This window comes from Oceanimonas sp. CAM02 (assembly GCF_032842915.1).
GTDB classification, from domain to species: Bacteria; Pseudomonadota; Gammaproteobacteria; order Enterobacterales; family Aeromonadaceae; genus Oceanimonas; species Oceanimonas smirnovii.
This window is the reverse complement of record NZ_JAWJBK010000014.1, coordinates 13635-38080: the sequence shown is the minus strand read 5'-3', so window position 1 is coordinate 38080 and position 24446 is coordinate 13635. Positions and strand designations below refer to the sequence as shown.

The 24446-nt window shown below is 57.5% G+C and carries 23 protein-coding genes; 11 read left to right on the top strand and 12 right to left on the bottom strand.

Translation table 11 applies throughout. The features are described 5' to 3' along the window. The first annotated feature begins 62 nt into the window (after positions 1 to 62). The 4 genes from R0I78_RS04180 to R0I78_RS04165 all read left to right on the top strand — a co-directional run bounded on the left by R0I78_RS04180 (position 63) and on the right by R0I78_RS04165 (position 4307). Positions 63 to 959, top strand: a complete 897-nt coding sequence (locus tag R0I78_RS04180) for a LysR family transcriptional regulator (RefSeq protein WP_317074424.1) — start codon at positions 63 to 65, stop codon at positions 957 to 959. 242 nt (positions 960 to 1201) lie between these two features. Then, positions 1202 to 2965 carry a sulfoacetaldehyde acetyltransferase gene (gene xsc / locus R0I78_RS04175; RefSeq protein WP_317074423.1) on the top strand — a complete coding sequence of 588 codons (1764 nt, stop codon included), beginning with the start codon at positions 1202 to 1204 and terminating at the stop codon, positions 2963 to 2965. 82 nt (positions 2966 to 3047) lie between these two features. Continuing rightward, complete coding sequence (locus R0I78_RS04170) at positions 3048 to 3998, top strand: bifunctional enoyl-CoA hydratase/phosphate acetyltransferase (protein WP_317074422.1); 951 nt, start codon at positions 3048 to 3050, stop codon at positions 3996 to 3998. Positions 3999 to 4013: 15 nt separating this feature from the next. Next, complete coding sequence (locus R0I78_RS04165) at positions 4014 to 4307, top strand: DUF6506 family protein (protein ID WP_317074421.1); 294 nt, start codon at positions 4014 to 4016, stop codon at positions 4305 to 4307. A gap of 73 nt (positions 4308 to 4380) precedes the next feature. Here the strand turns inward: R0I78_RS04165 and R0I78_RS04160 are convergent, their stop codons facing one another. The 7 genes from R0I78_RS04160 to R0I78_RS04130 all read right to left on the bottom strand — a co-directional run bounded on the left by R0I78_RS04160 (position 4381) and on the right by R0I78_RS04130 (position 12986). Next, positions 4381 to 4881, bottom strand: a complete 501-nt coding sequence (locus tag R0I78_RS04160; RefSeq protein ID WP_317074420.1) for a universal stress protein — start codon at positions 4879 to 4881, stop codon at positions 4381 to 4383. A gap of 126 nt (positions 4882 to 5007) precedes the next feature. Then, positions 5008 to 6351: a TRAP transporter large permease gene (locus R0I78_RS04155; protein WP_019935998.1), complete on the bottom strand. Its 1344-nt coding sequence runs from the start codon at positions 6349 to 6351 to the stop codon at positions 5008 to 5010. After that, positions 6344 to 6964: a TRAP transporter small permease gene (locus R0I78_RS04150; RefSeq protein WP_317074419.1), complete on the bottom strand. Its 621-nt coding sequence runs from the start codon at positions 6962 to 6964 to the stop codon at positions 6344 to 6346. The genes R0I78_RS04155 and R0I78_RS04150 overlap by 8 nt, the downstream gene beginning before the upstream one ends. Positions 6965 to 7030: 66 nt before the next feature. Beyond that, positions 7031 to 8044 carry a TRAP transporter substrate-binding protein gene (locus R0I78_RS04145; protein WP_317074418.1) on the bottom strand — a complete coding sequence of 338 codons (1014 nt, stop codon included), beginning with the start codon at positions 8042 to 8044 and terminating at the stop codon, positions 7031 to 7033. 311 nt (positions 8045 to 8355) lie between these two features. Beyond that, positions 8356 to 10095, bottom strand: coding sequence for a cobaltochelatase CobT-related protein (locus R0I78_RS04140; RefSeq protein ID WP_317074417.1), 1740 nt, complete (start codon positions 10093 to 10095; stop codon positions 8356 to 8358). Positions 10096 to 10098: 3 nt separating this feature from the next. Then, positions 10099 to 11079: an AAA family ATPase gene (locus R0I78_RS04135; RefSeq protein WP_317074416.1), complete on the bottom strand. Its 981-nt coding sequence runs from the start codon at positions 11077 to 11079 to the stop codon at positions 10099 to 10101. Between the two features lie 134 nt (positions 11080 to 11213). Then, the gene (locus R0I78_RS04130) at positions 11214 to 12986 is read right to left on the bottom strand and encodes a SulP family inorganic anion transporter (protein ID WP_317074415.1); all 1773 of its coding nucleotides are present in this window, start codon (positions 12984 to 12986) and stop codon (positions 11214 to 11216) included. 143 nt (positions 12987 to 13129) lie between these two features. Between R0I78_RS04130 and R0I78_RS04125 the strand changes: the two genes are divergently transcribed. Together R0I78_RS04125 and R0I78_RS04120 are read left to right on the top strand one after the other, a co-directional pair. Beyond that, entirely contained in the window at positions 13130 to 14455 is a 1326-nt protein-coding gene (locus R0I78_RS04125; RefSeq protein ID WP_317074414.1) for an aldehyde dehydrogenase family protein, read from the top strand. A gap of 191 nt (positions 14456 to 14646) precedes the next feature. Next, the gene (locus R0I78_RS04120) at positions 14647 to 15051 is read left to right on the top strand and encodes a DUF3461 family protein (RefSeq protein ID WP_317074413.1); all 405 of its coding nucleotides are present in this window, start codon (positions 14647 to 14649) and stop codon (positions 15049 to 15051) included. Positions 15052 to 15101: 50 nt separating this feature from the next. Here R0I78_RS04120 and R0I78_RS04115 read toward each other — a convergent pair whose 3' ends face one another. Then, a complete protein-coding gene (locus R0I78_RS04115; RefSeq protein WP_019936006.1) occupies positions 15102 to 15347 on the bottom strand; it encodes a hypothetical protein in 246 nt (81 codons plus the stop codon). A 196-nt stretch (positions 15348 to 15543) separates the two neighbouring features. Between R0I78_RS04115 and R0I78_RS04110 the strand changes: the two genes are divergently transcribed. After that, positions 15544 to 15879 (top strand): DUF3461 family protein, encoded by a 336-nt coding sequence (locus R0I78_RS04110; protein ID WP_317074412.1) that lies wholly within the window; start codon positions 15544 to 15546, stop codon positions 15877 to 15879. A 62-nt stretch (positions 15880 to 15941) separates the two neighbouring features. Here the strand turns inward: R0I78_RS04110 and R0I78_RS04105 are convergent, their stop codons facing one another. Next, positions 15942 to 17285, bottom strand: coding sequence for an NCS2 family permease (locus tag R0I78_RS04105; RefSeq protein WP_019936008.1), 1344 nt, complete (start codon positions 17283 to 17285; stop codon positions 15942 to 15944). A 99-nt stretch (positions 17286 to 17384) separates the two neighbouring features. Continuing rightward, the gene (gene uraH / locus R0I78_RS04100; RefSeq protein WP_107851834.1) at positions 17385 to 17738 is read right to left on the bottom strand and encodes a hydroxyisourate hydrolase; all 354 of its coding nucleotides are present in this window, start codon (positions 17736 to 17738) and stop codon (positions 17385 to 17387) included. Between the two features lie 362 nt (positions 17739 to 18100). Here uraH and puuE point away from each other — a divergent pair, with 362 nt between their 5' ends. The 4 genes from puuE (at position 18101) to R0I78_RS04080 (ending at position 21504) form a co-directional block, all read left to right on the top strand. Further along, positions 18101 to 19024 carry an allantoinase PuuE gene (gene puuE / locus R0I78_RS04095; protein WP_317074411.1) on the top strand — a complete coding sequence of 308 codons (924 nt, stop codon included), beginning with the start codon at positions 18101 to 18103 and terminating at the stop codon, positions 19022 to 19024. After that, positions 19021 to 19536 carry a 2-oxo-4-hydroxy-4-carboxy-5-ureidoimidazoline decarboxylase gene (gene uraD / locus R0I78_RS04090; protein WP_317074410.1) on the top strand — a complete coding sequence of 172 codons (516 nt, stop codon included), beginning with the start codon at positions 19021 to 19023 and terminating at the stop codon, positions 19534 to 19536. Before puuE ends, uraD begins: the two co-directional genes overlap by 4 nt. Before the next feature lie 61 nt (positions 19537 to 19597). Next, positions 19598 to 20104, top strand: a complete 507-nt coding sequence (locus tag R0I78_RS04085) for an ureidoglycolate lyase (protein ID WP_317074436.1) — start codon at positions 19598 to 19600, stop codon at positions 20102 to 20104. Between the two features lie 149 nt (positions 20105 to 20253). Next, positions 20254 to 21504 (top strand): methyl-accepting chemotaxis protein, encoded by a 1251-nt coding sequence (locus R0I78_RS04080; protein WP_014293616.1) that lies wholly within the window; start codon positions 20254 to 20256, stop codon positions 21502 to 21504. Here the strand turns inward: R0I78_RS04080 and R0I78_RS04075 are convergent. Then, positions 21486 to 22580: an AI-2E family transporter gene (locus tag R0I78_RS04075; RefSeq protein ID WP_317074409.1), complete on the bottom strand. Its 1095-nt coding sequence runs from the start codon at positions 22578 to 22580 to the stop codon at positions 21486 to 21488. The genes R0I78_RS04080 and R0I78_RS04075 overlap by 19 nt on opposite strands. 73 nt (positions 22581 to 22653) lie before the next feature. Further along, positions 22654 to 24324, bottom strand: coding sequence for a methyl-accepting chemotaxis protein (locus R0I78_RS04070; protein ID WP_317074408.1), 1671 nt, complete (start codon positions 24322 to 24324; stop codon positions 22654 to 22656). Positions 24325 to 24446 lie beyond the last annotated feature (122 nt).

Here is a 24446-nt window from a genome sequence, read left to right as displayed (position 1 = left end):
ATTTTCAGCCATTGCGGTTACTTTTTTGCATAGGTGTTATTTCACAAACCAAGGACAGCGTAATGGAAACCAAATGGCTGCATGATTTTATTGCCCTCAGTGAGCAGGGCAGCTTTTCCCGGGCGGCGGAAAGCCGCTTTGTCACTCAGCCTGCGTTCAGCCGCCGTATTCGTTCACTGGAAAACTGGCTGGGAGTGGCATTGGTATGCCGTAACCGTTATCCGCTGGAGCTGACGCCGGCCGGGGACAGCTTTCTCGAGCAGGCCCGCCAGCTGCTGGCCCAGATTTATGGCATACGCAGTCAGCTGCGGCTTAGTCAGCAACAAACCCCCGGCGTCAGTCTGATCACCCAGCCGGCGCTGGCGGTGACCTTTTTTCCGGCCTGGCTGCACCGGCTGCGCCCGGCGCTGGGCGAGGGGCTGGTGCGGCTTAACACCGGCCACTACCACGAGGCCATGGAGCAGTTTGTGGCGGGAGCGGTGGACTTTTTACTGTGCTTTGCCGAGCCGCAGCAGGCCGAAGCCCTGCAACGCCTGAACGTAGAGCGGCTGCAGCTGGGCCAGGACCGGCTGGTGCTGGTATCGGCTACTGACCAACCGCATAACCCCCGCTTTCAGCTCAATCATGAACAGCCGTTGCCGCTGCTGCTCTACCCGAAAGATGCCTATCTGGGGGCTCTGGTGCAGCAGCATTGCCTGCCGGCGCTGGCAGAGCAGCCCTGGCAGCCGGTGTGTGAAAATGCACTGGGAGAAGGGCTTAAGGCCCAGCTGCTGCAAGGCGAAGGGGTGGCTTTTCTGCCGGAAAGTCTGGTGCGCGACGAACTTGCCAGCGGTCGGGTGGTGGTGCTGGAGCAAAGCCCGTCACTGCAGCTTGATATTGAGCTGTGCCGGGCCGGCGAGCCCCGCTCAGAGCTTGCCGAGCGGTTCTGGCAGCAAAGTGCCGTGCTGGCGAATAAATAAACCGGCTGGCATCATTTTTTTAACCCTGGCGTAACATGGGGAGTGAAACTGGCCCTATGTTACCTTGCCCCCCCTTCCTAAGCTGTTTCCCAAGCGAGCCACTCAGGTGCTTTTACTCTGCAGGGCCTGCTCGTCATAACCAACGCAATTGCCCGGACAGAAAACGGAAGATTGAACTCAACCCAACCGAGGCGGCTGGCATCAAGCCACCACCAACGGGAAACAGCAAAAGGAAGACAGTTATGCCACGTATGACTCCCAGTGAAGCTCTGGTCGAAACCCTGGCGGCCAACGGTGTGACCGATGTGTTCGGTATCATGGGCTCTGCCTTTATGGATGCCATGGATATTTTTGCCCCCGCCGGCATTCGTCTGATCCCTACGGTGCACGAGCAGGGGGCCGGTCACATGGCCGACGGTTATGCCCGGGTCAGCGGCCGCCACGGTGTCTGTATTGCCCAGAACGGCCCCGGTATTACCAACTTTGTCACTGCCATTGCCGCCGCCTACTGGGCCCACAGCCCGGTGGTGTGCATTACTCCGGAAACCGGCTCCATGACCCAAGGGCTAGGCGGTTTTCAGGAAGCGCAGCAGCTGCCCTTCTTTGAAACCATCACCAAATATCAGGGCCATGTGTCCAATCCGGCCCGCATGGCGGAATTTACCGCCCGCTGTTTTGACCGTGCCATGCTGGAAAACGGTCCGACTCAGCTCAATATTCCCCGGGATTTCTTCTACGGTGACATTAACGTGGACATCCCTCAGCCTATTCGCATTGAGCGTGGTGCCGGCGGCGAGCAGAGCCTGCAACAAGCCGCAGCCCTGCTGGCCGAGGCCCAGTTCCCGGTGATTATTTCCGGTGGCGGTGTGGTCATGGCCGACGCGGTAGAAGAGTGCAAGGCGCTGGCCGAATATCTGGGTGCGCCTGTGGTAAACAGCTATCTGCATAACGATTCCTTCCCTGCCAGCCACCCGCTGTGGTGTGGTCCACTGGGCTATCAGGGCTCCAAGGCCGGCATGAAACTGCTTTCCCGCGCCGACGTGGTGCTTGCGCTGGGCACCCGTCTGGGGCCGTTCGGCACCCTGCCGCAGCACGGTCTGGACTACTGGCCGAAGGAAGCCAAGATCATTCAGGTAGACTGCGACGCCAAAATGCTGGGCCTGGTGAAGAAGATCTCCGTGGGCGTGTGTGGCGATGCCAAGGCCGCTGCCGTGACCATTCTCGATCGGCTGCAGAACCTCAATGTTTCCTGTCTGGAAAACAAGGGGGCCCGTGCTACCGAAATCGCCAACGAAAAAGAAGCCTGGGAAGCCGAGCTGGATCAGTGGATCCACGAGAAAGACGACTATTCCCTCGATATGATTGCCGAGCAGTCGGAAGAAGAGGGCAGCTATCTGCATCCGCGTCAGGTGTTGCGTGAGCTGGAAAAGGCCATGCCCGAAGATGTGATGGTATCGACCGATATCGGCAACATTAACTCGGTCGCCAACAGCTATCTGCGCTTTGAAAAGCCGCGCTCTTTCTTTGCGGCCATGAGCTTTGGTAACTGTGGTTACGCTCTGCCCACCATTATTGGTGCTAAAACTGCCGCACCTCATCGTCCGGCGGTGTCTTATGCCGGCGACGGTGCCTGGGGCATGTCCATGATGGAAGTGATGACCTGCGTGCGTGAGCATATTCCGGTGACCTCCATCGTGTTCCATAACCGTCAGTGGGGTGCCGAGAAGAAGAACCAGGTCGACTTCTATAACCGCCGCTTTGTGGCCGGTGATCTGGAAAACCCGAGCTTTGCCGATATTGCCCGCTCCATGGGTGCCGAAGGTGTCACCGTCGACAAGCTGGAAGACGTGGGCCCGGCGCTGCAGAAAGCCATTACCCGTCAGATGGAAGAAGGCAAGACCACCGTTATCGAGATTATGTGTACCCGGGAGTTGGGCGACCCCTTCCGCCGGGATGCGCTGTCCAAGCCGGTGCGTCATCTGGATAAGTACAAGGACTATTGCTGATAGCCAACGCTAAAGCTGCCCCTTGGGGCAGCTTTTTTGTTTGTCAGGCTGTTTACTGGCCATCATCAAAGGGAACTCAGTGATGCTCAATACTAACCCCAAACAATGCCCGGCCCATTTGCTGGAGCAGGCCCGGCAATATGCGGCCGTACGCACTGTGGTGATCAACCCGGTTAACCGGGTGTCACTGGCCAGCGCCCGGCTGGCGCAGGATGAGGGGCTGATCATGCCCATTCTGGTAGGAGATGAAGCACGCATGCGTGCAGAAGCCACCGCCATGGGTTGGGATCTGGCCGGTGTGCGCCTGGTGCATGCCACCGATGAAACGGCTGCCGCTCAAGCTGGCGTGGCCCTGGTCAGCCAGGGCGAGGCCGACGCCATTATGAAGGGCCATGTGCATACCGACATCTTGCTGCGTGCTGTGCTTAATCGTGCCGCCGGCCTGCGTACCGACAGCCGCCTGAGCCATGTGTTTTACATGACGGTGCCGGGCAGCTGCCGGGCCCTGTGCATTACCGATGCGGTCATTAATGTGCAGCCCAATGTGCTCGACAAGCTGCATATTGCCCGCAATGCCATTGAGCTGTTACATGCGCTGGGCTGCGAGGAGCCCAGAGTGGCGCTGTTGTCGGGCACCGAAGAAGTGAGCAAAAGCATGCCCTCAAGCCAGGATGCCGCCGAGCTGGTCAAGCTGGCCGCCATGGGGGCCCTGCCCGGTGCCGTGGTAGAAGGACCGCTGGCGTTTGATAATGCCGTCTCTCGGGAAGCGGCCGAGATCAAGGGCATTTCCGGCCAGGTACCCGGCAATGCCGATGTGTTGCTGGTGCCCAATCTGGAGTCGGGCAACTTTCTGTTCAAGCAGATGGTGTATTTTATGGGGGCGACCGCTGCCGGTCTGGTGCTGGGAGCCCGTGTGCCTGTTATTCTCACCTCTCGTGCCGATCCGCCCGAAGCCAGGCTGGCATCCTGTGCCCTGGCCAGCATAGTGCATCATAACCGTCATGGTGTGGCACCGGTCCGTGCCACCGCCTGAACAAGGAGAAAACTGATGAGTCTGAGTCGTTACGGTTTTATTGCAAAAGCGCCGGATCTGGAAATGTTCAAACACCACGGCCGCATCAAGAGTGAAGGTTTTGATCTGGCAGTGTCTGGTGTCAGTAATCTGGAAGAAGCCATCATGGCTGCTCAGGAAATGCTGACTCGGCGCATCGAGTTGATTGAACTGTGCGGTGGCTTTACCGCCGAGGAAGAAGCGCAGATCCGTGAGGCGATCAACGATCATGTGCCTCTTGGGCGGGCGGTGATCCGCCCTCAGGATCAGGATCGGATCCAGTGGCCCTGATCCGCTGTGATACCAAGTAGATCAGAAAAAAGCCGGGCAACAGCCCGGCTTTTTATTGGAGACTGAAGCGCGTTCAGGATCCTTTCTTTTCCGGGCGGGGTACTATCAGGGTGGGAATACGCGACTCCCGCAGCACGTTCTTGGCCACGCTGCCCAGCAAAGTATGAAACCAGCCTTTTTCGTGAGCCCCCATAATAATCAAATCGCACTCCAGCTCTTTTGAGCGCTTCAGAATGGTTTGCTCCGGGTAACCTTCTACCACCTCACAACCAATCACCTTGCTGCGCAGGGCCTGCTCTTCCGGTGCTATCTGCTCCCAGAAATAATCCTGGCGTTGCTGCAGCTGAGCTTTGGCATGGTTCAGGCGCTGATGCAGAAACTCTTCCCGGCTGCTCTGGTTAAGAATATAAGACTGCAGCGTCAGTTTTTCATCGCCGGACAGCTGCTCTACCACCTTGAGGATATGAATGTCGGCACCGGTCTCCCGGGCCAGATACACAGCATACTGAAAAGCATAAGAGGCGTTCTTGGACAGGTCAGTGCAATACAGAATTCGGTTCACTTGCGGCAGCATGGGCATTTCCTCATTGGCTGAAACGGAAAACGATCAGCATAGCGGCTGATCGATGACATCATGATGATAGTGCCGGCCTGAATAATTCCCTTGATAATGATCAGGCCGGCACTTGGTTGCTGGATACTAGTAGCCAAGCAGCCTTGGCAGGAACAGGGTAATTTCCGGAACAAAAGCAATAATAAACACGGCGGTGACCGAAGTCAGGGCAAAGGGCAGGGCCCGCACCGAAATTTCCTCAATGGACGTGCCTGATACGCCCGAGGCAATAAACAGGTTTTCACCCAGGGGCGGCGTCTGAAAGCCTATCGACAAACAGCACACCACCACAATACCAAAGTGCACCGGATCAATGCCTAAGCTGTAGGCCACCGGCAGTAGCACCGGCGTCAGGATTAAAATGGCGGCCAGGGTCTCCATAAACATGCCCACAAACAGCAGGAAGAAAATAATCAGCGCCCAGATAAGATAAATATTACTGGTCAGCTCCAGCATGGAGGACGCCACTATGGCCGGAATCTGGTTCTCTACCAGCAGCCGGCCAAAGACGGTGGCGGTAAACAGGATCAGCAGCACGCGGCCGGTGAGCCAGGTGGTGGTTTCCAGCGAGCGCAGCACGTCCTTTATCTTCAGTTCCCGGTGCACAAAAAAGCCGATAAACAGGGTGTAGAAGATGGCCACAATGGCCGATTCGGTGGGCGTGAACAGGCCACTGTAAATGCCACCCAGAATAACAATGGGGGCCAGTACCGACCAGGTGCCTCTGCGCAGCATGGTCAGAATATTGGCACCGGACCAGCCGTCGGTGGTGCCCTTGTAACCCTGCTTCTTGCACAGGAAGTAGTTCATGGTCAGCAGGCCGCAAGACAGTACCAGACCGGGGAAAAAGCCGGCGATAAACAGCTTGGGAATGGACACCGACTGAAACTGGCCATGTTCGGCTACCGCTTCCGGCGGTGCCATCAGGCCAATGGCGGAAATGCCGAAGATCACCATGGGAATGGAGGGCGGAATTACCACGCCAAGGCCACCGGAAGAGGCAGTAATGGCAGAGGCATAGCCCTTGCCATAACCTCTGTCGATCATGGCCGGAATCATCAGCATGCCCACGGCAGCGGTAGTGGCCGGGCCCGAGCCGGAAATGGCACCAAAGAACATGCAGGCCATCACGGTGGCGGCCGACATGCCGCCGGTAAAGGGGCCGGCAAAACTTTCCGCCAGATCCACCAGCCGTTTGGAGATGCCGGCCGCCTCCATCAGGGCACCGGCCAGAATAAAGGCGGGCAGCGCCATTAACGGAAAGGAGCCCACGGAGGTAAAGGCAATTTGCACAAACTTGATGGGGTTTTCACCCAGATACAGAAAGGATGCCAGCGCCGACACTCCCAGCGACACACTGATGGGGGCACCCAGCAGCAGCAGTACCAGAAAGCTGCCAAACAAGATTAATACGACGGATGATTCAACCATGATGCGCTCCCGCTTTGACTCGTCCTTGGGTGGGGGACCGGGATTCTTTGCCAGCTACCGGTTTGCTGTTTGCCTGCTGCTCTGCCGAGTCCATCAGCTTTTCTACTTCCAGCGACTCGGGATCGCGAATATCAATGCCCTTGACCAGTTTGTAGTAGTTCACCTGCAGAATGCGGAAGGTCATTAACGCAAAGGCAACGGGCAGAATGACGTAAACATATTTCATCGGAAATCCAAGGGTCTGGGACTTCCAGAACAGGTTCATTTTATTAAAGACAAAGTCATAGCTGAGCCAGACAAAATAGCTGTTAAAGCCTACCCAGATAAGGTCGGCCAGTGCCTCGCTGTAGACCGCGACTCTGGGCGGAAACAGTTTGAACTGAAAGGTAACCCGGTTGTGCGCGGCCAGCTTGGTGGCATAGCTGGCACCAAAGTACACAAACCACACAAACATGTAGGTAGACAGCTCTTCGCTCCAGGAAATGGAGTGGTTAAACAGCTGCCGGGAAATAATCTGAATAAACAGAATTACCACAAAGGTGGCAAGGAGCGTGCTGCAGATAACACGCTCTATATTGTCGATAACACGGTAGATAATGATGCCAATAGACATGGCCGGCTCCTCCCTGATGCACACAGCCCCCGATAATATCGGGGGCAGGCAGTGATAGCGGGGTGATTAAAGGGTATCTCGGCCCAGCGATTGCAGGATTTGATTGAGCTTGTCTTTGCCTCCCACCAGGTCGTAATACTTGGGCCAGACCTGGCTGACTGCCTTATCCATCCACTCTTTTTCGCCGTTGGCGGGCTCGCTGATTTCCATGCCGTTGCTCACCAGTTCGCTCTTGATGCGCTCTTCCTGGGCTACCAGCCACTGGGCACTGTGCTCGGTGGCAGCCTTGCCGGCAGCCAGAATGGCCTGCTGCACGTCTTCCGGCTGTGCCTGGAACACGGCTTCCGACATGATCAGCGGCTCAATGGAGAACAGATAGCGAATGTTGGTGATGTATTTCTGCACTTCATCAAACTTCATGGCAGATACGGTAATGTAGGGGTTGTCCTGTCCGTCTACCACGCCCATCTGCAGGCCGGTAAAGGTTTCGGACCAGGCCATGGGGGTGGGGTTGATGCCCCAGGCGCGATAGGTATCGATCATGATTTCGTTGTTGGGCACTCGAATCTTGAGACCGTCGAGATCGTTCAGGCTGGATACCGGACGGCTGGAGTTGGTCAGCACACGAAAGCCCGAGTAAGCCCAGCCCACAATGCGCACACCTGCATCGCGAATGGTGTTGTCTACCAGCTGCTGGCCCACTTCACCCTGGGTCAGGGTGACCGCATCGTCCAGGCTGTGCACCATGTAGGGCAGAGTCAGCACGCCCACAGAGGGTGAAAAGGGGGTCACGTTGTTGATGGCCAGAATGGAGAAGTCGAGCAACCCCATGGAAGCGTCGTTAACCGTGGCCTGTTCATCACCCAGCTGGCCGTTCAGAAATAACTGAGTGTCGTGTTTGCCACCGGTGCGCTCTTTCAGCTGTTCGGAAAAAGCTTTGCCGAGTTCATGCTGGGTGCCGCCGGCACCATCACCCACTGCAACCCGAAAGGTCTTTGCCAGAACCTGAGGGCTGGCCATGGCAGCACCAAGGCACAGGGCAAGAGACAGGGATTTCACAAAACGCTGCTTGAATATCATGGTATTTGCTCCAGTTGTGTGGCCCGGTGAGACCGGGCGTTTACCTTCCGTGATAGCCGGAGTTGTTGCACTCCGCAGACTGGTTCAATGTGCCGCTCGCTCCTGAAGAGGCTGAGCGGCCGGTTAAGGTGTCCGGCTTTCCTTAAAGCCTGACAATATCTTTGATTGGGGCTGTTAAATTGGTTAGGGCCACTTGTATTTTGCTGCTGGGTCCAGAATTAAAGTTAATTAAAATCAAAGGCTTAATTGATGTTTTTGTAAAAAAGTTGTTAATTATAATGCAATGAACAGCAGGCTGTCTGTATTTATGTTCAGCCCCGTATGCTTCTTGAAAGCAGGGCCAGAATTTCATCAAAAATGCGGTTGTCCGGATCCTGCTCCAGATCCAGCAGCTGGCTGTGGCGGTAATAGCGGCTCAGATCCAGCCCCACGCCCAGCGCGCACAGCCGAATGCGCGGATCGGCATCAATACGACCGGCCACCGCCATCAGGTGACTGTCGAGAATATCCTGCTCGTTGCTCTGGCGGGTGGCGGTATCCATGGGGCAGCCATCGGAGATCACCAACAGAATGCGCTCGTTCACCTGCTCGGCGAGCAGCCGCTGCTCTGCCCACAGCAAGGCCTCGCCGTCCAGCCCTTCACGAAACATATCGCCCTTGAGCATGGCGGCCAGGCTGGCTCTGGCCCGACGCCAGGAAGTATCGGCATTTTTATAAATCAAATGGCAACGTTCGTTAAGACGACCCGGATTGGCTGGCCGGCCCCGGCGCTGCCAGTCTTTAAGGGGCTTGCCGCCATTCCAGTGACCGGTGGTAAAGCCCAGCACTTCAGTGCGGGCACCGGTGCGTTCCAGCCCCCGCACCAGCAAATCGGTCAGCATGGCGATATGCTCCATGTGGTTACGCATGGAGCCGGAGTTATCCACCAGAATGGTGACGGCGGCATTGGCCCGCCATTCATTCCGGGGTTGTTTAAAGACGCGGCGGTCAGCGTGGCTGGTGACCAGGGTAGCCAGCCGGCGGCCGTCGAGCAGGCCTTCTTCTTCGCCAAAGCGCCAGCCATCATTCTCGGGCCGGGCCAGCAGCCGGCGCAGTTTTTTGGTCAGGCCATTAACATTAAGCCCCTGCTCGCGAATGCGCTTATCCAGCTGGTGGCGAAGTGTGGTCAGCAGCTCGGGCCGTACCTTCTTGTCTGCTCGCCATTCCTTGTCGTACTGGCTGGTAAAAATGCGATAACCGGCCTCAGCGTCACTATTCCGGGGGGAGCCCGCGCCGGCAACACTGACTCCTTCTTCACCGTCGCCATCAATATCCAGCAGCAGACCAAAGCGCTGGCTGATTTCCTCCAGCACCTCCTGGCTTTGATCATCGTCGGCCAGTTGTTGCTGCAGATCGTCAATCAGGCCGTTTACGCTCAGCGCAATGGCCCGGGCCTGCTCGCCAAAAGCGGCCTGATCATCGCGATGGCGGCGCATGCGACCAAAAGGCTGACCGATTTCCCGCAGCAAAAACATGCGGGTCGACTCAATCAGCATCTCGGTGCCTTCATCAATGGGGCCACCGCCCAGCTGCACCCAGCTCATCATCGACAGGGTAAACAACAGCAGTCCCAGATGGCTTTCGGTCTGGCCCGAGGCCAGAAAGCGGTTGCTCCAGACACTGAAACGGTAATGCAGATTACGGCGGCTGCCGGGGTGATGGGCGGGCACCAGAGACTCGACCCTGAGCTGCTCCAGCAGCTCAAACACCAGCCGGGCCACCGGAGACTCAGGCAGCAGGCTTTGGTGCAGCCCGGTGTCATGATGGCGCAGGCGCAGAGCAATGGCATCAGCCACGCCCCGGCATGAGCCCCAGTCATCCTGTTGTGCATCCAGTTGCAGGTGCGGAGCGCGTAACGGACAGGCCTTGCCCTGCCATTCCAGCCGGTGCCCGCGGTAGCGGACTGCCGTTTGCGCCGACTGAGCCCGTATCAGTGCTGCGCACAGCTCTTCCAGCCGTTGCTGGCGGCGGGCAGCTGCCGCCGGATCCTGAGTGTGAGTAGAATCAGCCATGGTTCAGACTGCCGTCAGTTGCAGGGCTTGTGGCTCGGCCAGCTCCTGATCGAAGCAGCGCTGATAATATTCAGCCACCAGCGGCCGTTCGGCGTCATCGCATTTATTCAGAAACGACAGCCGGAATGCCAGCGCCGGATCGTGAAAGATCTCGGTGTTTTCGGCCCAGGCGATCAGGGTGCGCGGTGACATCAGGGTAGACAGATCGCCGGCGGCAAAACCGGCCCGGGTCAGCTCCGCCACCGCCACCATTTGGCTGATCAGCTCATGGCCGCGGGCATCGTTATAGCGGGGCACCTTGCCCTGAATAATGCTGATTTCATCTTCCCGGGGCAGATAGTCCAGTTTGGCTACAATATTCCAGCGGTCCATCTGGGCCTGGTTAATCTGCTGAGTGCCGTGATACAGACCGGTCACATTACCCAGACCCACCGTGTTGGCGGTGGCGAACAGCCGAAAATGGGGGTTGGGGCTGATCACCTGATTCTGATCGAGCAGGGTAAATTTGCCGTCCTGCTCCAGAATGCGCTGGATCACGAACATCACATCCGGGCGGCCGGCATCGAATTCATCAAAAATCAGCGCCACCGGCCGGCGCAGTGCCCAGGGCACTATGCCTTCCTGAAAACGGGTGATCTGCTTGCCTTCTTCCAGCACGATTGTGTCTTTGCCCACCAGATCCAGGCGGCTGATATGGCCGTCCAGGTTGACTCGTACACAGGGCCAGTTAAGGCGGGCGGCCACCTGCTCAATGTGGGTCGACTTGCCGGTGCCGTGCAGGCCCTGCAGCAGTACCCGGCGGTTACGGGTAAAGCCGGCCAGAATGGCCAGAGTCACATCCGGATTAAAACAATAAGTAGGATCAATCTCGGGCACATGTTCGTCTCTGTGCTTAAATACCGGCACCTGCATATCTATATCGAGATTGAACAGCTCGCGCACCGGACGCAGCTGGCTGGGATGGTCGTGAAGAAGATCGGTCATGGCTCTGGCCCCGGCTGAAGATAACAAAGTGTTAACACACTCTAACCTTCATCATCAGCCTGAACAGGGCCAGTTGCGGTCTTGCCATGCAGCCAGTGCGCGTGCTGCACCGGGCGCAAGGTGAGGGTGAGAGATCAGTCGCCCGCTTTGGGCTGCCCCGGTGGATGAATATGGCACTCCTTGAAGATACGGGCGGTACAGGTGCGGCACACCTCGGCATTGAGCTGATCATAAATGCGGTGAATGGCCTGGCCCTTGTTAATAAACACATGGTCCCGGCGAATTTCATCGAGCCGGTTATTGCGCAGCAGAAACCGAATGACGCCTTCGCGCAGGTTGCACAGATACAGATCGCCCCCCATGGCGCGGCGGCGTTCGGCTTCCTGCACCAGCATGTCGACCCCCACCATATCGATAAAGTTAATGCCGTTACCCACAATCAGCAGGCGAGGCTCACGAATGGCCTGCAGATCTTCCTGCACATGGTTCACCGCGCCAAAGAACAGCGAGCCTTCAATGCGAATAATGCGCAGCTGGGGGCAATAGGGCAGACGCCGGCGTTCCGCGTTAACAAACAGCGGATGCTTGCTGTCGGGGTCCGGCAGAATGGACACCACCCGCGGCGTGGACGTGCGCTTTAAGTAAAACACCAGCGACAGTATTACCCCGGTATAAATGGCGAATTCCAGCTCAACCAGCAGGGTGGCGGCAAAAGTGGCGGCCAGCACCGCTGTCTCGGAGCGCGAGCCCAGTACAATCAGCCGAATATGACGAAAGTCGATCAGGTTCCAGGCCACCACCAGCAGCAAGCCGGCCATGGCCGGCAGCGGCAGCCAGGTGGTAATGCCGGGAAACAACAGCACAATCAGCAGTAAAAAAACCGAGGCAAAAATGGCCGCCATGGGCGTGCGGGCACCGGAGGTGTAGTTGATGCCGGAGCGGCTGAAAGAGCCCGACGAGGCATAACAGGAAAAAAAGGCACCCACTATGTTGGATAAGCCCTGACCCACAAATTCCTGATTATCGTCCAGCCGCTGATGCGAGCGGCTGGCAATGGCGCGGGAAATGGCGGCGGCTTCCACCAGCCCCAGCAAACTAATGGCCAGCGCCCCCGGTGCCAGCGCGCTGATGCTGGACAGGCTGAAGTCGGGCAGGCTCAGGGGTGGCAGCCCGGAAGGAATGGCTCCCACCAGGGCAATGTGTTCATGCCCCGGATCTATCAATACCGCCAGGCCACTGGCCAGTGCCAGGGCCAGCAGCATATTGGGCCAGCGCGGCCGCCAGCGTTTTATCAGCACACAGGCCAGCACGGTAAACAGCGCCACCGACAGGGTGTAATAGTCTACTTCCTGCACGTGCTGCAGCAGCTGCCACCAGGTGCCGGTGACATTACCGCTGTTTTCTATGCTGATACCCAGCAGCGCCGGCAGTTGACTGGAGGCGATCACCACGGCAGCACCGGCGGTAAAGCCAATGACCACCGACTGGGACACAAAATTCACCAGCACCCCAAGGCGGGCCAGGGCCAGCACCAGCTGAAAGACCCCTTTCATCAGCGTCAGCGTTAACGCCAGCGCAATAAAGGTGGCGGTGCCCGGCTCCGCCAACGGACTGACCGAAGTAAATACCACTACCGACATGGCCGCAGTGGGGCCCGAGATCAAATGCCAGGACGAGCCGAACAGGGCGGCGATCACGGCGGGAATAATGGCAGCATACAGGCCGTATTCCGGCGGCAGACCGGCAATCAGGGCATAGGCGACGCCCTGAGGCAGCACCACTATCGCATTGGTCAGGCCCGACTGAGCATCGGCCCGCAGGCTGGCCCCATTGACCATGGGCCACCAGCCCAGAAAAGGCAGCAAACGCTGCACACGTGAAAAACTGCCGGCCTTTGGCTCGGGCATAAATATCCTCCCTGGTTCCATAGCGCACGAACAACTGGCCTTTGCAGGCCCGTTAACCTTTTATTAACGTCTGTCGCAGCACTTAGTATACCAGCCGATTTTATTACCGAGGGCGCGGTGAGCCCTGCACAAGGAGCCGTGTGATGACTTTTGTTTCCTTTGACCCCAGCTCTGGCCGTGTGCTGGCCCATCATGCCTGTTTAAGTGAGACTGAGCTGGAGCATCGCCTCAGCCGGGCATTCCAGACTACCCAGGCCTGGCAGCAGACGGTGCCTGCCGAGCGTTCAGCCTTATTGTTCAGGCTGGCATCCACACTATCGGAAAAACGTGAGTCACTGGCCCGCGAGCTGAGCCATGAAACCGGCACCCTGCTGGCCGATTGCTTGCGCGAGATAGAGCGCTGCGCCGAAGAATGCACTCACTTTGCCGCTCATGGCCAGGCCATGTTGCCGGCGGCACGCAGCCAGATAAGCCAGCTGCCCATCGGGCTGATGCTGGCGCTCACCGCCGGGCCGGCACCGCTGTGGCAATGCTTTCGGCTGCTGGCACCGGCGTTAATGGCCGGCAATGGCCTGCTGCTCAAGCCTGCCGGGCACTTATCCCGGCTTGTTACTCTGCTGGAACAACTGTTGTCTGATGCGGATTTGCCGCAAGGGCTGGTAACGCCCCTGCGTATCTCCAAAGAGCAGGTTGCTGCCCTGGTGGCAGACTCACGCATTGCCGGTCTGGCTTACAGCGGTGAGCACAAAGGCGGTGCGGCCATGGCGGCGCTGGCCGGGGCTCAGCTTAAGCCGGTCAGGCTGGATCTGGCGCGGGCCAATGTACAGCTGATCCTGGATGATGCCGAGCTGGAGCCGGCGGTGGAGTCGGTGCTCAACAGCTGTTTCCGTTATCGTACCAGCTGGCGTCAGAGTGAGGGAGGGGTGTTGATTACGCCGGCACTGGCCGATGCGTTTCTTGAGCAACTCGCCGCCAGGCTTGCTCAGCTGGAAACCGGGCAGCCCGGCAATCTTGCTGCCGATATCGGCCCTCTTGCCAAAAGCGGACAGCGGGAATGGCTGGAGCGTCAGCTGCGCGAGGCCGAGCGGCAAGGTGGCCGCATTCGTTGTGGCGGCGTGATGCCCGATGAGCCGGGTTGGTATTATCCGGCTACCTTGATCGAGGGCGACAAACCAGCCCAGACGCTGTTCCCGGCCTGGCCGGCAGGGCCATTCTGTGGTGTGTTGCGGGTGGCGGATGAGGCCGCCATGACAGCGCTCTGCCATGATCTGAATACCGATGGCGTGGCCTCGATCTGGACCAGGGATCGTGCCCGGGGAGAGCAGCTGGCGCGCACGCTGCCCTTTGATGTGTGCCGGGTTAATCCGGATCCATATCATGGCCGGCACTGGCCGCCTTATTCTGAGCCGGAGCAACGACCGGCGCTCAAGGAATTTTGTCGCACCAAAACCGTGCTGGTCTCGGCCTGAGCTCACTGGTTCTAATGCGGTTATAAAACTGGCCCTGTTTGTTGCAGCCGGGCCGGGCTACCATGCCCGGCCTGTTGCCAGCTCCGCTCGTATTTGTGTCGGTGCTGCTCAAGGAAGAAAGGTTTAAGCAACAGTGTATTCTGCCTGACCGGCAGAGTGATGTTGAGTCATCTACTTTTGAGCGAGCAGCAATGAGCCATTCCTATCCTACTCTGGCCCAGATGGGCATCACGTCTTTTGACAATATCAGCCGCTATCAGCTGCGCCGTGAAGGGCGTGCCGATGTGCTCAAAATTTATTATCACAGGCCCAAAGGCTCATTGTTGTCGCGCAGCAAGAAGTTTACCTTTGCCCGTCCGAAATCATTGGGGCCGATGGAGTTTCAGAAAACCGAGCAATGGCACCAGCTGGAAGACACCAGCCCGGTGTTGCGCCAGGCCCTGTGTGAACTGCATCAGTTGCTTGGGGTTGATAACCCCGTTGAAGATTCGGCTGATAACACCAAAGTGCAGTTATTGGCAGATCTGGAGCATATGGAGCGGGTCATGCAAAGCAAGCTGGATGAACTGCGCCGTCAGATAGAAGCACTGAAATAACAGGCAACAATGGACCCCCGCCTTAGCGGGGGGTGACAAATGAGCAATGCTCAGGCCTGAGCCTGCTGCTGGCGCAGCATGGACTCGGCCATTTTTTTGCCAAACAATTCCATGACCGCGGCTTCATCGTCGCCGGCTTCCTGCAATGCGGCCACCATGGCAGCCAGAGTGGGCTGGGTCTTTTCCACCAGCTGCTGCACATATTGCTCCGCGCTGACATGAGTCAGGGCTTCATATTGCTCAAACAGAGCAGCAAGTTCCGGGTTCAGTTCCAGAGTAAGAGGTTGTGCGGCCATGACGGCTCCTTGTCTTGTTACAGTATTGTTAGCCCCACTCTATGAAGAGCGCCAGGCCGGTATTAGCACCAGCTGCACCTTCCCGATAGGGCCAGCTGGTCTCAACACTTTTAATAACTGGCTCTATCGATGCCGTAAAAAAGCGCATAGCCTTTCGGTTAAATTTTTGTGATCAAGTTGTGTGGGGAAAGTTGTCATGACACAGAATTATTCCACTCTGGCGGCCATGGGCATTGAAGATCTGGAGCAAATCAGCCGTTTTCGTCTGTGCGACGGTGACGCCCATAAAGAGCTCAAAATCTGGTTTGAGCGTGCCCCCGATTCCTGCCTGCCCGACAGCCTCAAGTTTCGTTTTCCCAAGGTGATCAACCGGGAAGTAGCCGATACCCTGGACAATGCCATTGAAGAGCTGGAGCAGCTGCTGGGCAAGGAAAGTTCACGAGAGCGGCTGCTGCTGGAGCTGGGCCGCTTTGAGCAGGTGATGAACGATAAAATGAATGAATTGCGCCGGCGTATGAGCCGGCTGGTATGACGGAACAAAGCCAATAAAAAAGCCACCGCGAGCGGTGGCTTTTTACTTTCCATCACCAGGGCTTACATAAAAATAAATTTGGCGATGAAAATCACGCTCAGAACATAAACCCCCACGGACACCTTGGCGGCCTGACCGGTGGCCAATTTCAGCACTGCATAGGCCACAAAGCCCATGGCAATGCCGTTGGCAATGGAGAAGGTCAGCGGCATCATCAGGGCGGTCAGTGCGGCCGGAGCCAGCTCGGTGTAGTCGTTCCAGTCAATGTTGGCCAGGCTGCTCATCATCACAAAGGCCACATAAATCAGCGCACCGGCGGTAGCATAGGCGGGCACCATGCCGGCCAGCGGGGCGAGGAAGATAGACAGCAAAAACAGCGCCGCTATGGTCACGGCGGTCAGGCCGGTACGACCACCTGCAGCCACACCCGCTGAGCTTTCCACATAGCTGGTAACCGGCGGACAACCCACAAAGGTACCGATAACCGACGAAGCACTATCGGCCTTGAGTGACTTTTTCAGGCCTTCAATGGTGCCGTCAGGACGGCGCAGTTGTGCCCGCTCGGCCACGCCCATCAGGGTACCGGCGGTATCAAACATGTTCACAAACAAAAAGGCCAGAATCACGGTGATCATGCCGATATCCAGCGCCCCCATAATGTCCAGTTTGAACAGGGTAGGGGCCAGACTCGGCGGGGCGGCAAAAATACCGTTATATTCCACCAGTCCCATGCCCAGACCAATCAGGGTCGTACCCAGCACGCCGATCAATACGGCACCAAATACCCGCAGATGGGCCAGGGTGGCAATAATCAGAAAGCAGGCGGCGGCCAGCCAGGTATTGGGATTGGTAAAATCACCCAGAGTGACCAGGGTGGCTTCGCTGGGCACCACTATGCCTGCCGTTTTCAGGCCGATCAGGCCAAGGAATAAGCCCACACCGGCGGTCATGGCATAGCGCAGAGACTCAGGAATGGCGTCCAGAATCCACTCACGAATTTTCCAGAAACTCATGGCGGTAAAAATAATGCCGGACCAGAACACGGCACCCAGTGCCACTTCCCAGCTGTAACCCATTTCACCGACCACGGTAAAAGCAAAAAAGGCGTTCAGCCCCATGCCCGGGGCCAGGCCTACCGGCCAGTTGGCATAAAGTCCCATAAACAGGGTGGCCACGGCGGCACCGATGCAGGTGGCCACAAACACCGCACCCGCATCCATGCCCGATGCAGACATGATGTTGGGGTTGACGAAAATGATGTAGGCCATGGTAATAAAGGTGGTCAGACCAGCCACCAGCTCGGTTTTCACTGTGGTGCCGTGCGCGCTGAGTTTAAACAGTCTGTCCAGAAGTCCCGAAGATGCCGGGAGTGCTTGAGAGGTTGGCTCGTGCTTGGCGTGTTCCATACCGGAAGTCCTCATGGGTAATTTGCAGACTACCCATGCCATCGGTCATTCCTTGAGCCGGTGGCATGGGCAGGAGCCGTCTGCGACCCTTTAGCTTACTCAGCTACCGCGATAGGTAGAGTAGCTGTAGGGCGAGATCAGCAGGGGTACGTGATAATGCTCTTCGCCTTCGGCAATACCAAAGCGGATAACAACGTCATCCAGGAATGCCGGCTCAAGCAGTTCAATACCTTGTTTCTTGAAATAAGGAGAAGTGTGGAATACCAGCTGGTATTTGCCGGAAACGTAATCCGCACCTTCCAGGATGGGCGCATCGGTACGGCCGTCGTGGTTGGTGTAAACGGTGTTGATCAGCGTGGTTTGCTCGCCGTCTACCTTATACAGTTCAACCTTGATATCGGAGCCGGGCAGGCCCTTGGCAGTATCGAGTACGTGTGTAGTCAGTCTTCCCATTTTCAAGTTACCTTGCGCATTACTGCGTCTTCAAAGTCCAAGGTACTACCAACGATAAACGCCGGTAGAAGTATTTTTACATCAAGATAACCAGCGCGTCTACATTGTTTTAACATCAAGAGATGTTTTTGTGAGCGCTGAGTCACATTTTTCAATGTGAAAATCTTGATCCGTTACCGATTGTCTTTGCTTTATCGCCGCAAAGCAAGAATTGCCGAGCGCTTCCGATACAAAAACTAAACCAGTTATTTACATAAGTTGATTTTATTGTATACAATGGGAAGATTGTGACGACCGTCAAACTCTCACTGCCCGGCCTTTCATGCCCGGCATGTAACCCGTTGTTTTTTAGGAGTTTTCCGATGAGCCAAAATAAAGACTATCCGCGCGACCTCGTCGGGTATGGCGCCAACCCGCCTCACCCCAAATGGCCCGGTGATGCCCGTATTGCTATTAACTTTGTACTGAACTACGAAGAGGGTGGTGAGCGCAACGTGTTGCACGGCGACGGTGAGTCTGAAGCCTTCCTGTCTGAAATGCCGGCAGCGGTAGCTTTTCCTGATACTCGTCACATGAGCATGGAATCCATTTATGAATATGGCAGCCGTGCCGGCGTCTGGCGCCTGCTGCGTCTGTTCAAGCGCTACGACATTCCGCTCACCATCTTTGCCGTGGCCACTGCCATTGAGCGTTATCCTGAAATCGCCAAGGCGTTTATGGACGAAGGTCACGAGATCTGCTCGCACGCTTATAAGTGGATCACTTATCAGTTTATGAGCGAAGAAGAAGAGCGCGAGCACTACCACAAAGCGATGGAAATTTTTGAGCGCGTTTGTGGCCAGCGCCCCCAGGGCTGGTACACCGGCCGCGACAGCCCCAACACCCGCAAAATCGTAATGGAAGACGAAGGCATTCTGTATGATTCCGACTCCTACGGTGACGATCTGCCGTACTGGGTAGACAACAACGGCAAAGGCCACCTGGTGATTCCGTATGTGATGGACACCAACGACATGCGCTTTGGCCAGGGTTGCTACAACAACGGTGAAGAATTCTATCAGTATCTGAAAGATGCCTTTGACGTTCTCTATGAAGAAGGTGCCGAAGCGCCCAAGATGCTGTCTATTGGCATGCACTGCCGTCTGCTGGGCCGTCCGGGCCGTATGGCCGGCCTGCAGCGTTTCATCCAGTACGCCCGCAGCCACGACAAGGTGTGGTTTACCCGCCGCATCGACATTGCCAAGCACTGGCATGAGCACCACCCCTACAAAGGAAACAAGAAATGAGCCTGTTCAAGACCTGCAAGCCCGCTTCCATGGGCCGCGACGAATTCGTAAAAACTTTCGCCGACATCTACGAGCACTCTCCCTGGGTGGCAGAGCAAACTTATGATCAGGGCCTGACCGAGGCCGACAACGAGATTGAGCAACTGCATGCCCGCATGAGCAGCGTAATGAGCAACGCCAACAAACAGGCCCAGCTCGACCTGATTAATGCTCACCCGGATCTGGCCGGCAAGGCTGCCCAGCGCGGCGAGCTGACCGAAGCCTCCACCAACGAGCAGGCCGGTGCCGGCATCAGCGAGTGCACCGCCGAAGAGTTTGAGCGCTTCACCTTCCTCAACAATGCCTATAAGGAAAAATTCCAGTTTCCTTTCATCATGGCGGTGAAGGGCTCCAACCGTCATCAGATCCTGGCGGCGTTTGAAGAGCGCATTCACAACGATTACGACACCGAGTTTGATCGCGCTGTTAAAGAAATCAACAAAATCGCCATGTTCCGTCTGAGCGATATGTAATACCGACCGGCGAGGCGTTCTGCCTCGCCTTTCATCTTCTTCTCTGCAGGAGGCAGCAATGATCAAAACTCTCAAGATTGAGCCGCTGACCAAGGAAGCGTTTGCTCCCTTTGGCGACGTGATCGAATCCGAAGGTCGTGACTACTTCATGATCAACAACGGCTCCACTCAGCGTTATCACAAACTGGGTGAAGTGCAGCTGGATGAACAGGGTCAGGGCATCATCAGCATTTTCCGTGCCGAAATCCTGGAATATCCGCTGCAGATTAAAATGCTGGAGCGCCATCCTTTCGGCTCCCAGTCTTTCATTCCGCTGTTCGGTCGCGAGTTTTTGCTGGTCGTTGCCCCTGTTGGCGACGGCAGCATGAACATTGACCCGTCCACTGTGCGTGCTTTCCGTGCCACTGGCCGTCAGGGTGTGAACTATCATCGCGGTGTATGGCACCATCCGATCATGGCGCTGCACAATAACGACGAGTTCCTGGTGGTGGATCGCAGCGGCCCGGGCAACAACTGTGACGAGTTCTTCTTTGACGAGTCGGTGCAGCTGACCGTTGAGCTCGACTGACAGCGTCCCTGACGCCGTTCATGCCATCAAACCCCGTATCGTGAACACGATACGGGGTTTTGTTATTCAAGCGGGATGAAAAGAGGTTGTTGAGCCGTTGTTTGCCATGTGTTATTTCTATATAAAGAAATATCATATGGAGATACTGCATGGATGCCGTCACAATTGGCTGGCGCGACCGCCTGCTGATGAACCTGCCGCTGAAGCACAAGCTGATGCTGACCTGCTACCTGGCCGGCGTGTTATTGCTGGCGCCTTCCCTTTATGTGCTCTGGCTGACCTGGCGCCAGCCCGCCGCGTTACCCCTGAGGCTGCCCGATCCGGCATGGCTGCTTGCCGCCAGTGCTGGCGGCCTGGTGTTGCTGTGGCTGGTGGCCCGCGCCGTGAGTGCCAACCTGCTGCCACTGCTGGCGCACATTGAAGGGGTGATGAGTTCCGTGGCGTCGGGCGGCCTGGAGCGCCGGGTCGGGTTTTCCGGAGAAGACGAGTTCGGGGTGATCGGCTCGGCCATTGATGCCACCCTGGATCATCTCTCGGGCACCCTGACGCTGGTGGAGCAGGCGGTGGGCGGTCTGCATGGCGCCGTGGGGGCCATTGGCGAAACGGTGGAACATACCGGCCAGGCGGTGGGGGAGCAGCATCGTCAAATTGCCGCCTGCCGCACGGCGGTGGCCGGGCAGCACCAGAGTCTGCAGCAGGTCGCGGTGCACTGCCGGCAGGCCAGTGAATGGACCGGCCAGAGCCATGCCGAAGCCGCGACCACCGGCCAGTACATGCAGGAAGCCATGGACGGCATCAGCCGGCTGGAGGCGGACAGCGCCACCACATTGCAGGAAGCGGCCCTGCTGGGCGATACCCTGACCCGGGTGGCCACGGTCGTAGACACCATTAAAAGCATTTCGGAGCAGACCAACCTGTTGGCGCTCAACGCCGCCATCGAGGCGGCCCGGGCCGGTGAACAGGGGCGGGGCTTTGCGGTGGTGGCCGACGAGGTGCGCACCCTGGCCCGGCGCACTCAGGATGCCACCCAGGACATTCAGCAGATGATTGATGCCCTGAGTGAGCGGGTCGAGCGCAGTGCCGGCCTGATGGCCGCTAATGCCCAGGTCAGCGGGGAGGCGGCAGAAAAGGTGCGTTCCGGGCTGGCGGCGCTGGAAGGTATTCAGCAGCGCTCGGCGGGGCTGAGCAAAATGAACGGCGACATTGCCGAGGCCATTTCGGCCCAGGAGGCGGCCATGAACGAGCTGGACGCCTATCTGGCGCGACTGTGGCAGCAGGCCGAAAGCTCCCAGCCCCTGCTCGACAACCTGGAGCGGGAAGGGCGGCAAATCCGCACCATTGCCGAGGGGCTGACCGGCAATATGGCGCGCATTCGCCGCCGTCAATCCTTGCCGGACTGAGCCTGCGGCCCGGAGTGGCCTTGCTCTTCCCGCTCCCGGCCGTTGAACTCGCGCATGAAAATGTCCCAGAACACCAGAAACAGCGCGGCCACCAGGGGGCCGATAACAAAGCCGTTCACGCCCATCAGGCTGATGCCCCCAAGAGTGGAGAACAGCACCAGATAATCGGGCAGCTTGGTATCCCGGCCCACCAGCAACGGGCGCAGCACATTGTCGGCCAGGCCAATCACCAGGCCACCAAAGGCCATCAGTATCACGGCTGATATCCAGGCCCCGGTAGCGAACAGGTAAATGGCCACCGGCAGCCATACCAGGGCCGCGCCAATGGCCGGGATCAGTGACAGAAACGCCATCACCACGCCCCACAGCAGTGGCCCGGGAATGCCCAGCACCCAGAAAATAAAGCCGCCCAGGGCACCCTGCACCATGGCCACCAGAATATTGCCCTTTACCGTGGCCCGGGTCACTTCCGAAAACTTGGCAAACAGCATGCGCTCGCGGTCATCTCCCAGTGGCAGTGCCCGCACCAGCAGCTCGGTGAGCTGGTGGCCATCGCGCAGCAGAAAGAACGCCAGATACAGCATCAAGGCCACGTCCACCACAAAGGTAAAGGTACTCTGGCCGGCGGTCAGGGCTTTTTCTGCCAGCAGCTTGCTGCCCGCCACCGCGGCCTGAGACAGATTCTCTCTGGCGCTGTCGAGATCCAACCCCAGTCTGGCCAGAAAATCGGGCAGCAACGGAAAGGCGGTGCGCACCTGCTCCAGCAAATTGCCCGGGCTCACTTCGCCTTTATCAATGCGCTGATACAGTGCCAGCCCTTCCTGCGCAAATGAGGCTGCAATAAACAGCATCGGCAGCACCACTATCACTACGCACAGGGTAAGAGTGAGCAGAGCGGCACGATTGGGCTTGTTGCCAATACGCGCCAGAATACGGTGTTGCAGCGGATAGAAAATCACCGTTATGGCACAGGCCCAGAAAATGGCGCCCCAAAAAGGCCGCAGTACCAGCCCGAACAGAATGCTGACTATCAGCAGAGTGAATAGAAAGGATCGGCGTTCAAGTTTTTCGCGCATGAAAAAGGGTTCCGTAAGAAGCGGAACCCCAGTGTAAAGAAGCCGGCGTAAAGAGGCCAGATAATGTGCAGGTTCAGCTGGTACGGTAACGACCTACCAGTTGCTGCAGGTGACCGGCCAGCTCGCCCAGCTGGCGGCTGGTCTGGCTGGCCGCCCTGGAGCCGGCATCAGTCTGCCCGGCAATGGCCACAATTTCGTGCACATTGGTGTTGATGCTTTCCGACACCTGAGTCTGCTCTTCTGCCGCGCTGGCGATCTGGGCATTCATCAGGTTAATGGTGTTTACTGCCGTGCCAATGTCGAGCAGGGCCTCGTCAATGCGGCGCGCTTCGGTGACGGTATGGCTGCTGCCGTCGCGAATGCTTTCAATGGCCTGTACCGCCTCCTTGGCCCCTTGCTGCAGCTGAGTGATCATGGTGTGTATTTCTTCTGTGCTGGTTTGGGTACGGCCGGCCAGGGTACGAACCTCGTCGGCCACCACCGCAAAACCACGGCCCTGTTCACCGGCCCGGGCCGCCTCAATGGCGGCATTCAGCGCCAGCAGGTTGGTTTGCTCTGCCACGCCGCGGATCACATCCAGTACGGTACCAATCTGCTCCGATTCCTGCCCCAGCCGCTGAATAATTTCCACGCCGGCGGCCACCTGATTTTCCAGTCCGTCAATCACCGAGATGGTTTCCTGCAGCTGTTGCTGAGCAGTGTGTACCAGGGTTTCGGCCTGCTCGGCAGCCTGGGCTGCATTGGCGGCGCTGCTGGCCACTTCCTGGGCGGTGGCCGACATCTGATTCATGGCGGTGGCCAGCTGGTCGCTTTCATGGTGCTGACGACTGATGCCGTCCTCGGTTTCTGCCATAAAGCGCTGCAGCTCACTGCTGGCCTGTTGCAGCGTGTCGGCAGAATGACGAGTATCCTGCACCAGGCTGCTGATCTGGCCGGCAAACTGGTTAAAGGAGCGGGCCAGCGTGCCCAGCTCATTTTGCTGGCTGTCATCCAGCCGGCGGGTCAGATCGCCTTCGCCCCGGGCGATGTCTTCCATGGTGTGCACTGCCTGACGAATAGGTGCATGAATGCCTCTGGCAATCACCAGGCCGGCAGCTGCAATCAGTGCCAGCAGCAGGGTTGCCGATAACGCCGAGTTGAGCAGCCCCTGACGCACAGAGGCAGACAGATCCTCTTCCAGCTTGGCGACGGTAGCCAGCAAATCATCAATATAAAAGCCGGTGCCAAGCAGCCAGTCGGTGCCCGGTACGGGCATGATATGAGCCAGTTTGGGCGAGCCTTCGCTGGCATCCAGCCTGGGCCAGCTGTATTCCACATAGCCGCCGCCCTGGCGGCCCAGCTCCATATATTCCTGTACCAGATGGCGGCCGTCGGGGCTGGTAGAGTTAAAGTAGTTATTACCTTCCCGGGCGGGGTTATCGGCGCTCATGACCTGTACGCCATCGTCATTGTATACAAAAAAATAGCCACCGCCGTTGTCAAAACGCAGGCCACGCAGCTGGGCCTTGGCCCCTTCTGTGTTGCCCCTGGCCAGCAGCGGCTGAATGCCGGTAATGGCCAGCTCCATATAGTTGGCGAGTTGCTGCTTGCGTGACTCAAACAGCGAGTTATGCAGGCTTTGTCCGCTCAGCTCCTTTAGCCTGATTGACTGAGCCACATTTACCCAGGTGCTGACCGCCGCCAGTAACAACAGGGGTAACAGAGCCAGCAACAGAATTTTCTGTCTGATGGAAAGTCGCTTCATCCTTGATCTCACCATGGTTTTGTTTACAACTTTGTATCATTTGAATGGCACAATGTCATGCATTCCAGTTGTAAAATTGTGTGCCTTTACCAACAGGTTAACGGCAGAAGTCGTCCGTACTT

Bases quoted from the DNA above. Each gene is read 5' to 3' on its own strand.
- R0I78_RS04180 (WP_317074424.1), top strand. From the start codon at position 63: ATGGAAACCAAATGGCTGCATGATTTTATTGCCCTCAGTGAGCAGGGC.
- xsc (WP_317074423.1), top strand. From the start codon at position 1,202: ATGCCACGTATGACTCCCAGTGAAGCTCTGGTCGAAACCCTGGCGGCC.
- R0I78_RS04170 (WP_317074422.1), top strand. From the start codon at position 3,048: ATGCTCAATACTAACCCCAAACAATGCCCGGCCCATTTGCTGGAGCAG.
- R0I78_RS04165 (WP_317074421.1), top strand. From the start codon at position 4,014: ATGAGTCTGAGTCGTTACGGTTTTATTGCAAAAGCGCCGGATCTGGAA.
- R0I78_RS04160 (WP_317074420.1), bottom strand. From the start codon at position 4,881: ATGCTGCCGCAAGTGAACCGAATTCTGTATTGCACTGACCTGTCCAAG.
- R0I78_RS04155 (WP_019935998.1), bottom strand. From the start codon at position 6,351: ATGGTTGAATCATCCGTCGTATTAATCTTGTTTGGCAGCTTTCTGGTA.
- R0I78_RS04150 (WP_317074419.1), bottom strand. From the start codon at position 6,964: ATGTCTATTGGCATCATTATCTACCGTGTTATCGACAATATAGAGCGT.
- R0I78_RS04145 (WP_317074418.1), bottom strand. From the start codon at position 8,044: ATGATATTCAAGCAGCGTTTTGTGAAATCCCTGTCTCTTGCCCTGTGC.
- R0I78_RS04140 (WP_317074417.1), bottom strand. From the start codon at position 10,095: ATGGCTGATTCTACTCACACTCAGGATCCGGCGGCAGCTGCCCGCCGC.
- R0I78_RS04135 (WP_317074416.1), bottom strand. From the start codon at position 11,079: ATGACCGATCTTCTTCACGACCATCCCAGCCAGCTGCGTCCGGTGCGC.
- R0I78_RS04130 (WP_317074415.1), bottom strand. From the start codon at position 12,986: ATGCCCGAGCCAAAGGCCGGCAGTTTTTCACGTGTGCAGCGTTTGCTG.
- R0I78_RS04125 (WP_317074414.1), top strand. From the start codon at position 13,130: ATGACTTTTGTTTCCTTTGACCCCAGCTCTGGCCGTGTGCTGGCCCAT.
- R0I78_RS04120 (WP_317074413.1), top strand. From the start codon at position 14,647: ATGAGCCATTCCTATCCTACTCTGGCCCAGATGGGCATCACGTCTTTT.
- R0I78_RS04115 (WP_019936006.1), bottom strand. From the start codon at position 15,347: ATGGCCGCACAACCTCTTACTCTGGAACTGAACCCGGAACTTGCTGCT.
- R0I78_RS04110 (WP_317074412.1), top strand. From the start codon at position 15,544: ATGACACAGAATTATTCCACTCTGGCGGCCATGGGCATTGAAGATCTG.
- R0I78_RS04105 (WP_019936008.1), bottom strand. From the start codon at position 17,285: ATGGAACACGCCAAGCACGAGCCAACCTCTCAAGCACTCCCGGCATCT.
- uraH (WP_107851834.1), bottom strand. From the start codon at position 17,738: ATGGGAAGACTGACTACACACGTACTCGATACTGCCAAGGGCCTGCCC.
- puuE (WP_317074411.1), top strand. From the start codon at position 18,101: ATGAGCCAAAATAAAGACTATCCGCGCGACCTCGTCGGGTATGGCGCC.
- uraD (WP_317074410.1), top strand. From the start codon at position 19,021: ATGAGCCTGTTCAAGACCTGCAAGCCCGCTTCCATGGGCCGCGACGAA.
- R0I78_RS04080 (WP_014293616.1), top strand. From the start codon at position 20,254: ATGGATGCCGTCACAATTGGCTGGCGCGACCGCCTGCTGATGAACCTG.
- R0I78_RS04075 (WP_317074409.1), bottom strand. From the start codon at position 22,580: ATGCGCGAAAAACTTGAACGCCGATCCTTTCTATTCACTCTGCTGATA.
- R0I78_RS04070 (WP_317074408.1), bottom strand. From the start codon at position 24,324: ATGAAGCGACTTTCCATCAGACAGAAAATTCTGTTGCTGGCTCTGTTA.